Below are 13,285 nucleotides of genomic sequence, written 5' to 3'. Positions count from 1 at the left end.
CCCGCCGTCGTCTCTGCCGATCGAGGGCCGCCCTCCCTTGGGTTGACCTTGCTCCGCCTGTTCCGATGTAATTTAGGTCTGGATCTTCGGGGTAATGAAGGCGCTTCTGCCTGCAAACCGTCTGTTCGCGGGCCCCGTCGATCCGTATGATCTGCCCGCGACAGGAACAGGGTGGTAACAGGTCTGTTCGAGCATGAATCGGGCCCTGCAACTGCAAGATGCCGGGCCTGTTGGTTTGTGTGCCGGATGGGCTTGCCGGCCAACGGGCGGCGACGGGCTTCCGGCTGCTTATTGCTCGCTTCCGGAGCGCCACAAGTTGTCTGTGAGAGGCTCGAGAAGATAGGCCAGCGCGGTTCGTTTTCTCAGCAGGATGATCACCTGGACCGGGGCGCCAGGCCGCAACGAGCTCGCCGCCCGTCCCAGGGTCTTCAACTCTGACGCCGGGACCACGATCTCCGCCCGGTAATAGGTGGCGCCGGTCTGTTCGACGGTGAAGCTGTCGGCTGAAATCCGGGTCACGCGGCCGTGAATCGTGGGCGGGCTGCGTTCGCGCAGCCCGGGGAACTGCACCTCGGTGGTCTGCCCGACGCGCAGGTTGTCGATATCGTTGGGATTGACCTGGGCGATGATCACCTGGGACGCGTCGCGGGGCACCACCTCCATCAGCGTCTGCCCCGGCTGGATGACGCCGCCCGGGGTGAAGATGGTTAGCCCCACGACCTCGCCCGACGCCGGCGCCCGCACCTCGGTCCGCGCGATCTGGGCTCTCAATTCGGCCATCCTGGGTCGTAGCTCGTTCAGCTGGACGTCGATCTGGCGGAGCTGGTCGGCCACATCTTCGTTCATCCGGGTGGACACGCCGGACATCTGCAGACGGGTCTCGCCAATCGCTTCCCGCGAGCGCGCGATCTGCGATCGCAGCGACCCCAGTTCGCCGTCCAGTTGGGCCGCCGTGCGTTCCAGCGCGCGCACGCGCGTCAGCGGCGCGTAGCCCTGCTCCGCCAGACTGCGCATCCCGGTCAGTTCTTCCTGGATCAGCCGCTGTTGTTCGAGGTTGGCGGCGATCTGCCCTTCATAGCCGGCGATCTGTTCGTTCAGCTGTGCGACGCGCTGGCCCAGCACGCCGGTCTCGGTCGAGCGGCCGCTGCGCCGGGCGCCGAACTGGAGCTGCTGGATACGCAGCGACTCCCGGGCGAGGACCAGGTCGTCCCCGGAGAGGTCGGCGAACTCGGGGGGGGTCGGTATGCCGCCGAGCCGGTCGCGCTCCGCGGTCAGGCGCGCCCGTTGGGCGATCAGGGCGAAGACCTGGCCGGCCACGCCGCGCTCGGTCGCCCGCAACTCGCCGGACGCCAACTGCAGCAGAATCTGGCCGCGGCGAACCGTGTCGCCCTCGGCCACGTGCAGGGCGCTGACCACGCCGCCTTCGCGGTGCTGCACAGCCTGCCGGTTGCCCGAGACGGCGATCTGGCCCTGGGCGTAGGCGCCGGCGTCAAGCGGCGCAAGGGCGGCCCAGCCCAGGAAGATGACGAAGAAGACCACGATGATAAGCCCGCCGACCGCGAGCTCGCGGCGCGGGGTGTCCGGCACCAGAACCGGTGGCTCCGGGGGCGGCGCGACGATGCCCGGCGCTGGAAGGGATGGCGTATCGGCGTTGGTCATTGGGAGCGCCCGGACGTCCGCGCGCTCGTCGCCTGCGGCGAGATTTGTTCCGTACCCGCTGGCTGCATCACTCCGGGGGGCGTGGACATCGGCCGTTCAGCCGCGGGCGTGGGCGGCGCGCCCGGTCGGCCGGCGGTGGCGCGCATCTTTTCCAGCACCTCTTCGCGAGGGCCCGCGAGCTGGACCACCCCGTCCCGCATCATCAACAGACGATCGACGCGCGCGAGCACCCCCGCACGGTGCGCGATGACAACCACAGCCGCTCCGCGCGCCGCCGCGCCCAGGATCGCCTGCATCAGCGCCGCCTCGCCTTCCTGGTCGAGGTTGGAGTTGGGCTCATCCAGCACAAGGAGGACCGGATCGTTGTAGAGGGCGCGCGCCAGTGCAATGCGCTGGGCCTGACCCGCCGAAAGGCCTTGGCCGAACGGTCCCAGGATGGTGTCATAGCCTTGCGGCAGGCGCTGGATCAGCTCGTGCGCGCCCGCCGCCATCGCGGCCTGCACGGCGCCGCGATCCGCGGTTTCCTGATCCAGCCCGGCGGAGGTGGCGAACCGCGAGATGTTTTCCTTGATCGAGCCAGCGAACAGGCTGGGGACCTGCGGCAGATAGCCGATCCAGCGCGCCAGTTCGTCGCCCTCCCGCGCCTCGTACTCGGCGCCGTCGAGACGGACCGCTCCGGCCTGGGGCTGCAGGGCGCCGGCTATGACGCGGGCGAGCGTGGTCTTGCCCGAGCCGCTCGACCCGACGATGCCCAGCGTCTGCCCCGGCTTCAACGCGAAGGAGACACCGCGCAATTGCGGCTGGTCGGTATCGGGGAATTTCACCGACACGCCCTCGACCTGAAGCCGTCCGCGCGGGTCGGGCAACAGGGTGCGTTCCCGCTCCACCGAGGCGGTGCTGGCGAACAGGTCGGTCAGGACTTTCCAGCTGCTCACCGCCTGAACCAGGCTGGGCCAGACGCCGACCAGCAGTTCGATCGGCGCCACGGCGCGGCTGAGCAGGACGGACGAGGCGATGATGGCCCCGGGCGAGATCTCGCTCTTGACCGCAAGATAGGCGGCCAGGCCCAACGCGGCTGACTGCAGGACGAGACGAAGGAATTTGATCGCGCCGGAATAGCGCCCGCCCGCCAGCTGGGCGTCTGCCTGGGCCGCGGTCGCGAGACGGCGCTGCTCGACCTGCCGCGATATCGACGCCTGCCTCATGCCAAGGGCGCGCACAACCTCGGACTGGCCCGCCACGCCTTCCTGCGCGGCGTAGGCCGAGTTCTGGGACTGCATGGCCTTCTTCAGCCGCGGACGGGTGTCGCGCTCGTTCAGCCAGGCCAGGGCGAACAGCACGCCGCCGCCGACCAGCGTAAGAAGCCCGATGGCCGGATGCAGCAGAAAGCAACACAGCAGATAGATGGGAGTCCAGGGCGCGTCGAACAGCGCCAGCATGCCCTGGCCGCCGATGGCCCCGCGCACGTGATCGAATTCGCGAAGCGCCTGGGTGTTCGGGGACTTCGCCTGCAGGTCGACAACCCGCGCCAGGACCTTGCCCGACAGCAGCCGGTCGAGCCGCAGCCCGGCCCGCAGCATCAACCGCCCGCGCAGCCAGTCGAGAGCGGCCAGCGCCGCCAGGGCGAAGACGGCGACGGCGGTGACCAGCACCAGCGTCAGCAGACCGCCCGTCGGTACGACGCGGTCATAGACCTGCATCATGTACAGGGTCGGCGTCAGATAGAGCAGGTTCACGAGGGCCGAAAACACCGCCGCCCACACGAAGTGCGGACGGCAGGCCCTCAACGCTTCGGCCAGAGGCTCGGTCCCCGGCTTGCTGGGCAGCAGGTTCTTCAACAAGTCTGGGCCACGCGTCTGCTACTCATAGGGTACAGGTATCGCACCTTGCGGCTCATACCATGCCCGGACGTCACCCCAGCAACGGTAAATGCCGACTTCCCTCGGGGCCTCAGCCCCAGGGATCGCTGCCCAGGCCGGGATGACCGAACCCGGTGTCGTGTACGTGGTCGTCCGGCGTCGGAAGCAGGGTGAACATCCAGAGGGGGTCGTCCCCCCCTCCGAACGTCAGCCCGCCGTCCTGGACGCTGAAGGCGTCCGCGCCTTCATCCAGCGACAGGGCGAACACCTCGCCATGCGGCAGCGGGATGAAGACGTCCAGGTCCCCCGCGACGGTCGCCGGATCGGCGATGACGTCGTCGGACACACTTTCAAGCGGGGGGAGCTCCCAGGAATCCGTTCCCGACGGATCATGCGATTGCAGATTTCCGATCCGCCCCCCGATGAAGAACTCATCCACGGCCGCGTCATACAGCCCCGTTCCGGCCGCCGATCCAGTCAGCGGCTCGAAGGCCGCCACGGAGGGCACGTATGACCCCGTCTCCCGGACCGCAACACTCCCCTCGCCCAGCGGAAGGTAACGTCCGACTTCTTCGCCTGCATCGAAGGACTCGACCGAATGGACGGTCGGTGTTGGCCGTTGAACGACGACCTCCGCCTCGTCCAGCAGATCGATCGGGCGCGCAGCCGGTATAAACCGCAGAACCGGCGCTCCCGGTTCCCGTTCAGCATTCCAGTCGATCGGGCCACGCCAGTCGGGGGTGAGCAAGCGGTTCATCACACGAACTCCCAGTCGGTGGAATGAATGGATCCGCCATTCTCGATCGTGATCACGTCGTGGATCGAGCCGTCAGCAGAGTTGATCTGCCAGTGGGTCGCGTCCAGCTGGACGAAGGTCGCGCCCTGCGCCGCCGTGCCGTAACCCCGGAAGACCAGTTCGTCGCCTGCGCCGTCGCCATTGCCGATGAAGTCGACGATGACATCGCCGTCGGCCTGACCTGCGTGGAAGACGAAGTCGTCATCGCCGAGACCGCCGATCAGCCGGTCCATGCCCGCGCCGCCGTCGATAATGTCGTTGTTGTCCGGCGTGACCACGCCGTCGCGGACGTTGAATACATAGACCCCTGCGATGCCGGTGTTTCCGACCGTGTTCTCGAGATCCAGCATGGCCGACGTACCCGACGAGGCGAACTCGAACGAGGTGCCGGTGCCGGAGTTGTAGCCGGCCCGTGCGTTGTCGCCCCAGGTGATGTCCTCGTAGCGGTAGATGATGTCGAAATCGCCATTCCCCCGGCTAATCAACTGGATCTGGAAGGCGTTCGGCGCCGTGCCGTTCGAATACTGGCCCACATCATCCCAGGTGAAGGTCAGCACGCCGTTGACGGCGTCCAGATCATAATAGACTTGGTTGGTGCCCTGCGACGTTCCACCGGGACTGGTCTGGCCCGCGGCGTTGCGGGTGTCGATATCCGTCCAGAACGCCGCGATCAGCGGGTTGCCGATGCCGGCGCTGATGCTCGACGGGGTGTAGCCGCCGAACGCGCTGTTGAAGGTGATGTTGCCGTTGTTGTTCAGGAACAGCGACGAGTAGGTGGTGCCGAAGAAGTCCAGACCCGCGGCGCCGAACACCGAGGTGATGTCGATCGGACCCAGCGAGGAGTCGTCGTTCCGGGCGAACAGCTGCTCGCCGAACCCACGCTCACCGCCCAGTCCGGTGACCAGGTTGTGGCTGGCCGTGTAGTAGGAGGCGGCCGTCGCCGTCAGTGGAGCCTGGACCGGCCCCTGAACGCCGGCGGCGTTCAGGGCGTCGCCCGAGATCACATCATTGCCCGCGCCGCCGGTCAGCCTGTCACTGCCGTCGCCGCCGACGATCGTGTCGGCTCCGACGTCCCCGGTGAGGGTCTGGTTGCCCGCCGAGCCCGTCAGGGTCTGGTTGACGATGTTGACGTCCAGGCTGAACACGTCGGACGCCGCCTGGGCGCCGCCCGATGCCGTGACCTTGATATCCAGGTGACCCACGTCGGCGCCTTGCGGGGTGCCGGAGAAGGTGCGGGTCGCGGCGTCGAAGCTCAGCCACGAGGGCAGCGGATTGCCGTTGGCCAGGGTCGCCGTCAGCGTGAGGGTCGAGTCCGGATCCGTGAAGGTGTCCGCGGCCAACGTGTAGCTGAACGCGCTGAGCATGTCGGACGACTGGTCTTCCGCGGCGTGGCTGACCACGGTCGCATCGTCCTTGCCGATCACGGTGACGCTGGCGGTGGCGGTGCTGACGCCGCCGCGGCCGTCGCTGATGGTGTATTCGAAGGTGTCGACCAGTTGCTGGCCGGCGGCCAGGAAGTCCAGGTGGCCGGCGGGGTTGTAGGTCACGGTGCCATTGGCGTTGAGTGTGACGACGGCGCCGTTGGCGCTGGCGCCCACCGAGATCACGGTCAGGGCGCCGCCATCCGGATCGACCGCACTGGAGGTGAAATTCGAGGCCGGGAAGGTGAAGTTCTCATCCTCGCCGACGCCGTTGCGCAGGATGCCGGCGAAGCCGAGATCCAGGCGCGCGCCGACCGCACGGCCGCCGGTCGCGTCATACGAACCGACGCGGAACTCGATCACATAGTTGCCGCTGCCCGCCAGGACGACATCCTGGGTGACCACGCCTGTCGAGCCCGAGAACGGCGTCTGGTAGTTGAACACCGTCTGCACGATCGCACCGGTGACGGCATCGCGGATGTAGCCCGTGCCGATCGCCTGGTCGCTGCCCGAGGACAGCTTGTAGACGAAGCGGACGGTATCGCCCGCCTGACCCGCGAACGCCGCACTGGTGATCGACGGACCAAAGCCGGTGCCGTAGCCGTTCGGCACCGTGCCGGTGAACTGCAGGACCGCTACGGCCGCGTCGCCGGCGATGGGTGTTCCCGACCGGTCGACGACGGCGGTCGAGCTGTTGGTCGACGTCAGGCCGCTGGTCGCGGTGCTGACCGTCCAGCCCTGGAAGTTCGGCGTGGCCTCAAAGCCGCCGTTGCCGAGCTGGTTGGCTTGCAGGGTGACGTTCTGGGCCACCGGCGCGTCATTGGCGCCGTTGATCGTGATCGTCAGTTGGGCCGTGTCGGTCAGACCGGCCGCGTCCCGCACCGTATAGGTGAAGGTGTCGGTCAGGGCCTGGCCGGTCGCCAGGGCCTGAACCGCGGCGTGGGTCTCGTTGACGGCGTAGCTGTAGCTGCCGTTGGCGTTGAGCACGAGCGTGCCATAGGCGCCGTTGAGCGGCGAACCCACTGTTCCCGCCGTGCCGCCGCCGGCTTCGGGGCCGGTGCGTTCGGCCGAGATGACCAGCACCGCATCGTCGATGTCGGTGTCGTTGGCCAGCACATTGCCCGTGGCTGCGGAGCCCGGGGTTCCGTTCTGGACGCCGCCAGCCTCGATAGCCGAGCCTGTGTCGTTGACGGCGACCGGACGGTCGTTGACCGGGTTGACGGTCAGATTGACCGTACTGCTGGCCGAACCGCCCTGGCCGTCGCTGATGATGTAGTCGAACGTCCGGGCGCCGTTGGCGTTGGCGGCGGGCGTATAGGTCAGCGTGCCGTTGCCGTTCAGGACCACGCGACCGCCGTCCGCCAGGGTCACCGAACCGCCGGCGGCGATCGCCGAACCATTGATGTGGGTGACCGTGCGGCTCGAACCGTCCACGTCCGTGTCATTGGCGCGCACGTCGAAGTTCACCGAAGTGTCCTCGTTCGTCGTGATCGAGTCGGGGTTCGCGACCGGCGCGTCGTTCACCGGGTTGACGGTGACATTGACCGTGCTGGCGGCCGAGCCGCCCTGGCCATCGTTGATCGTGTAGTTGAAGCTCTTGGCGCCGTTGGCGTTGCCCGCCGGCGTGTAGGTCAGCGTGCCGTTGGCGTTCATCGCCACCAGTCCGCCGTCCGCCAGGGTCACCGAACCGCCGGCGGCGATCGCCGAACCGTTGATGTGGGTGACCGTGCGGCTCGAACCGTCCACGTCCGTGTCGTTGGCGCGCACGTCGAAGGTGACGGGCGTGTCCTCGTTGGTCGTGGCTGTGTCAGCGTTGGCCACCGGCGCGTCATTCGTCCCGGTGACAGTGACCGTGACCGGCTGGGTGGCCGAGCCGCCCTGACCGTCCGAGATCACGACGTTGTAGGTCTGGGTCAGAACCTGACCCGCGGCCAGGAACTGGACGGCTGCGTTGTCGACCGCGAAATTCCAGTTGACCGAGCCGGCGCCGTCGCCTGCGCCGTTGTCGGCGACCGTCGTTGTGAAGGTTCCCAGATAGCCGGTTCCCGCAGCCGTAGAACTGACCGAATGGCCGTCGATCAGGTTGACGTCAGTGAAGGCGACCACACCCGCCGCCGTGACCTGGGCGTCCTCGACCGTCGCGCCGGCGAACACGCCGCCGGACACGATCGGCGCCAGGTTGCTGCCGGTGAGGGTGACGGTGACATTCTGGGTCGCCGTGCCGCCGTGGGCGTCGTTGACGGTGACGGCATAGACCTGTGTGCGGGTTTCGCCTGCGCCGAGGAACTGGACCGCGTCATTGGACACGTTGAAGGTCCAGGTCACATCGCCTTCGCCATCGCCGGAGCCGTCGTCATTGACATGGGCCGAAAGGCTGCCGAGGTAGTCTGAGCCTTGGGCCGCGACCGAGACCGTGTGCCCGTCAGCCAGGTCCACGTCGGCGAAGTTGATGACGCCCGTGTCGGAGATCAGGGTGGTCACGCCGCCCAGACCGCCGCCGGAGCCGCCCAGCAGGCCGTACTGGCCCGTCGAGTTGCGGACCGAGAGCTCCAGCGAGGCCTCTCCGCCGTTCTCGAAGAAGAACAGTTCGATCGTGTGATTGCCCGGCGACAGCGCGATGCTGCCCTCGAACGGCGACTCGGGGTGGTATCCGGCGTCCGCGATGACCAGCACGCCGTCGACCAGCAGGAAGACGCCGTCGTCGTTGAACGTCCGGAAGGTGTAGGTGTCTGCCGTCGTCACCGAGAACTGCGAGGTGATGCGGGCGAAGAAGACGTCATTGACGCCGCCCGTACCCGACTGACCCGCGGCGACAGCCGCCGGCCAGGGCGAGCTGCCGGGCAGTTCGCCCGAGAAGCCGCCGGGATCATCGGTGTAGTCGATGACGCTGGTCGTCGCCGTGTAGTTGGCCGGGTTGCTGGCGGCGTAGTTGCGCAGCGTATTCAGATCGTTCGACTGGAAGCCGGTGAACTGCTCGACCAGGAAGCTGATCGGCGCCGGAGGCGTGGCGGTGGCCGGATCGATCGGTTCGGCGGTGACGCCGCCCGAGGTGTCCGAACCGTCCGCGACGATGGTCGGGGCGTCGTTGGAGCCGGTCAGGACTACCGAGACGGTCTGATCGACCGTGCCGCCGTGGCCGTCGTCGATGGTGATGACGTAGCGCTGGGTGATCGTCTGACCGGCGGCCAGGTAGTCCAGTTCGCCGTCAGCCGCCGCGAAGGTCCAGTTGACCGTGTTGGTCGCTTGGTCGACGCCATCGATGGTCAGGCCGCCGACATAGCCGGATCCCTGGGCCGCGGCCGTGGCGGTGTGCGTGTCACTGAGGTCGACGTCGAAGAAGGCCGTCGAACTGCTGGCGGTCAGGCTCGCCGAGCCTTCGTTGGCGTCCCCGTCGGCCAGTTCCGCCAGCTGGACCGTCGCGCCCGTCGAACCGATGACGATCTCGTCCAGGAAGATGTAGTCGTTCTGCGGGGCGTCGAAGCGGACTTCGTCGACGTTGCCGAACGCAGAATCCAGCGTGACGACCTGATGTTGGCTGTTGACGTTGAAGGTCTGGGTCGCGACCAGAACGCCGTCCACATAGCCGTAGATGGTCGCGGTCGAGTTGGACGCGAAGTTGGCGACCGAGAAGCTGCGGATGCCGAAGTTGGCGCCATCCTGACGACTGATCGTGCCGTCCGAACCGCTGACCGACCAGTTGTTGTTGCCGTAGGTGTAGGCCATGCCGCCGCCATTGGCGCCATAGCCGTACGGGTAGTCGTAGAAGCCGTCGAAATCGAAGCCGTTCTCCTGGAACGACCAGTTCGTGCCGTCGTAAACGCTCGAGTCCTGGGAGTCGCTGAAGCTGAATACCTGGCTGGCGCTGCTGGTGACGGTCGGCGCATCGTTGGAGCCGGTGACGGTGATGGTGACCACCTGCTCGACCGTGCCGCCTTGCCCGTCGCTGATCGCGACGGTGTAGTTCTGGGTGCGGGTCTCCCCGGCGCCGAGGAAGTCGATGTCCGCGTCGTTGACCGCGAACGACCAGCCCACCGAGTTGCCGTCCTGGTCCACGCCCCCGAGGGTCAGAGAACCAAGATAGTCAACACCCTGCGGTGTGACGCTCGCGTTGTGGGTGTCGATCACATCGACATCCGCGAACGAGATGGAGCCGGTGGCGCCGAGCAGCACGGCATTCTCGCCCGCCGACAGGTCAGCCGTTTCGGTCACGCCGCCCGAAGCGACCGCCGCCGTGATCGTCGGCGCGTCGTTCGTACCCGTGATGGTCACGGTGACGGGCTGGTTGACCGTTGCGCCCTGCCCGTCGGAAACGGTGACGGTATACGTCTGGGTCACCGTTTCACCGGCGGCGAGATACTGGATCGCGGCGTTGTCGACCGCGAAGTTCCAGCTCACGGAGCCCGCGCCATCATTGGCGCCGTTGTCAGTCACGGTGGCGCTGAAGGTTCCGAGATAGCCGGGACTATCCGCGGCGCTCGACACCGTATGGGCGTCGCGCAGATCCACATCGGCGAAGGCGATCGCGCCCGAGGCGGCGACCACGCCGTCCTCGACCACGGCGCCGCTCGAAACGGCCGAGGTGATGGTCGGAGCGTCGTTCGTGCCCACGATGGTAATATTCACCAGCTGCTGGGTCGTGCCGCCATTGCCGTCGTCGATCGTGACGATGTAGCGCTGGAGCCGGCTCTGGCCAGCGGCCAGGAACTGCAGTTCGGCCTCGCTGGCGTTGAAGGTCCAGGAGACCTCGCCGCCGCCAGCGGCGGTCGCGGGTTCGCTGACCGAGGCGCTGAAGCTTCCGACATAGTCGGTTCCATCCGCAGCGCTGCTGACGCTGTGGCTGTCGATCAGGTCGACGTCGTCGAACGCGATGACGCCGGTCGCCGCGTGGACGACGTTCTCGATCACCTGGCCCGACGAGAAGGCCGTGGAAATGGTGGGACGGTCGTTTTCGCCCGTGATGGTGATCGTCACCGTGTCGCTGGCCGTGCCGCCCTGACCGTCGTTGACGGTCACGACATAGGACTGCGTCCGGGTTTCGCCCGCGGCCAGGAACTGGACGGCGGCGTTGGCGACCGAGAAGGTCCACTGGATCGAGCCGGCGCCGTCATTGGTGCTTGCGTTCGACACGATGGCGGTCAGACCGCCCAGATAGCCGCCGCCCTCGGCGACGACGCTGACCGTGTGGCCGTCGCGCAGATCGACGTCGGCGAACGTCATTGTGCCGGTGTCGGTCAGCTGAAGGTTCTGGCTATCCACGCTGACGTTCAGCGCATAGGTGCCGGCCGAGGACTGACCGAACTGATCGAAGTCCTTGACGACGATGTAGTAGGTTCCGCCCGAAGCGGCGACGAACTGCAGGAAGGAATCCTGGGTCGAGGTGGAGCCGCCGCCGCCCAGCGTGGTCGACGAGTCATCGTTGAAGTTCAGCAGATTGCCGGCGGCATCGTACAGGAAGACGAAGCTGTCCAGACCGCCGACGCCCGGGATGATGCCGGCGAAGTCGACGTCCAGAGTCAGGGTCTCGCCCGCCTGCAGGTCGATGCGGAACACGTCCTGGTCGGCGCTGGTGGAGATCGCGCCCTGGATCCGGACCGACGGATCGGTCGGGTCGGCCAGATTGGTGTTGCCGGCGTTGATGCGCATGTCGGCGCGGTTGATGACCTGGGCCGTGGCGAAGGCGTTGTTGGACTCAATGTCCGCCATGACAGGCGTGGTCGGGGCCTGGACGCCCGTGACGGGCTCGGCCTCGCTGACGCCCCCCTGCACGTCCGCCGTGGTGATGACCGGCGCGTCGTTCGTGCCCGTGATGGTCACTGTGACGGTCTGGTTGACCGTTCCGCCCTGACCATCGTCGACGGTGACGGTGTAGGTCTGGGTGACGACCTGGCCCGCGGCCAGGTACTGGATCGCCGCATTGTCGACGGCGAAGTCCCATGCAACTCCGCCCACGCCGTCGCCGGCGCCGTTGTCCGTGACATGGGCGTTGAACGTTCCGAGGTAACCCGGGCCATTGGCCGCGCTGGACACCGCATGGCTGTCGCGCAAGTCGATGTCGGCGAACGCGATGGCGCCCGAGGCGGCGACCACGCCATCCTCGACCACGGCGCCAGAAGCGACGGCGGCCGTGATTGTCGGGACGTCGTTCGTGCCCGTGATGGTGACGGTGACCGGCTGGCTGACCGAGCCGCCCTGCCCGTCATCGACGGTGACCGTGTAGCTCTGGGTCAGGGTCTCTCCAGCGGCCAGATACTGGATCGCTGCATTGTCGACTGCGAAATTCCAGGTCACCGAGCCGGCGCCGTCGTTTTCTCCGCTGTCGGTCACTGTCGTGGAGAAGGTTCCGAAATAGCCGGGAGCCGCCGCCGTGCTGGTGGCGGTGTGGGCGTCGCGCAGGTCGATATCGGCGAAGCCGATGGCGCCCGAGGCGGCGACAACGCCGTTCTCGACCACGGCGCCGCTCGACACGGCCGAGGTGATGGTCGGCGCGTCGTTCGTGCCCGTGATCGTGACGGTGACCGTCGCCGTGCGGACATCGCCGTCCGAGTCCGTGACCGTATAGGTGAAGGTGTCAGTCGCCGTCTGGCCCGCGGCCAGGAACTGCCAGTAGGTCGGGCTGGGCGTGTAGACGAAGCTGGCCGTGTCCGGCGTGCCGGGCGCGCCGCTGGTGCGGGTCAGGGTGACTGAACCATGAGCGGGCTGGGTGTTCGTCAGGTTCGCGATCAGGTCCGGCACGCTGTCGTTGGCCAGGACGTTCACCGAGACGCTGACGCTCTCTTCGCCGGCGGACATCACGTCATTGACCAGCGTCACATCCTGGTCGCGCGGGTCCATCGCGACACCGTCAACGGTGACCTGAAGCTTCTCGAATTTGGAAACTGTCAGGCCGAAGGAGAAGGTGAAATTGGCATTGGTGGCCTGACCGTTCACCGGGTTCGTGACCTGGGCGAGGAAGGTCAGGTAGCGGGCAAGGTCAGCCTGGACCATCGGGGTCTGCCATTCCGCCCGGGTCATCACCAGCCTGATGGTGTCTATGCCGGAGCCGCCGTCGTAGACATCGGTCGAACCAACGTTCTCGCCCAGCACATAGATGGCGGTATCGTCGCCTGCGTCGCCGCTCACGATGTCGTTGCCGGATCCGCCGTCAATGATGTCGTCGCCCGAACCGGCGTTGATGCGATCGTTTCCGCCCATCCCGTAGATGGTGTCGGCCCCGGAGCCCCCGTTCAGGTGCTCGCTGCCGGACGTGCCGGTGATGGTGTTCGAGCCGGAATTCGATTGCGTCGCCATTGTTCGCCCCGTGATTGATCTGCATCCGGGCGCAACGACAGGACAGCCGCCCGACCGCAAGAGGCCGAACAGGTCGGTTTCGTCGAAACCGATCCGCGTCTGACTTGAAATTCCCCACCCCGATTTCGCGCGCCGCATTCATTGCGATCACGCACCGGTGAGAGACCCGCGTTCAGCGGAGTCGTCACCAGCCGACAGGAAGTTAACGGCTCGTTAGCATTGCGATATGCCTGAGCGTCTCAATTTCAGTGGTCATCTATTGC

Annotated in this window: 4 protein-coding genes; all 4 read right to left on the bottom strand. The window is 66.9% G+C overall.

Features of this window, described 5'->3' with window-relative positions; genetic code table 11:
- Positions 1-288: 288 nt before the first annotated feature.
- The gene (locus ASD25_RS27060; protein WP_055831360.1) at positions 289-1,659 is read right to left on the bottom strand and encodes an HlyD family type I secretion periplasmic adaptor subunit; all 1,371 of its coding nucleotides are present in this window, start codon (positions 1,657-1,659) and stop codon (positions 289-291) included.
- Positions 1,656-3,497 carry a type I secretion system permease/ATPase gene (locus tag ASD25_RS27055; RefSeq protein ID WP_235561790.1) on the bottom strand — a complete coding sequence of 614 codons (1,842 nt, stop codon included), beginning with the start codon at positions 3,495-3,497 and terminating at the stop codon, positions 1,656-1,658. The genes ASD25_RS27060 and ASD25_RS27055 overlap by 4 nt, the downstream gene beginning before the upstream one ends.
- A 112-nt stretch (positions 3,498-3,609) precedes the next feature.
- Positions 3,610-4,266, bottom strand: coding sequence for a hypothetical protein (locus tag ASD25_RS27050; RefSeq protein WP_156377002.1), 657 nt, complete (start codon positions 4,264-4,266; stop codon positions 3,610-3,612).
- Positions 4,267-4,274: 8 nt separating this feature from the next.
- Complete coding sequence (locus ASD25_RS30860; RefSeq protein WP_055831363.1) at positions 4,275-13,022, bottom strand: VCBS domain-containing protein; 8,748 nt, start codon at positions 13,020-13,022, stop codon at positions 4,275-4,277.
- Positions 13,023-13,285: the final 263 nt, after the last annotated feature.

The sequence above is a fragment of the Brevundimonas sp. Root1423 genome, from assembly GCF_001426805.1.
Note: the sequence above shows the minus strand (reverse complement) of the source record. Positions and strands in the feature narration are given on the sequence as shown.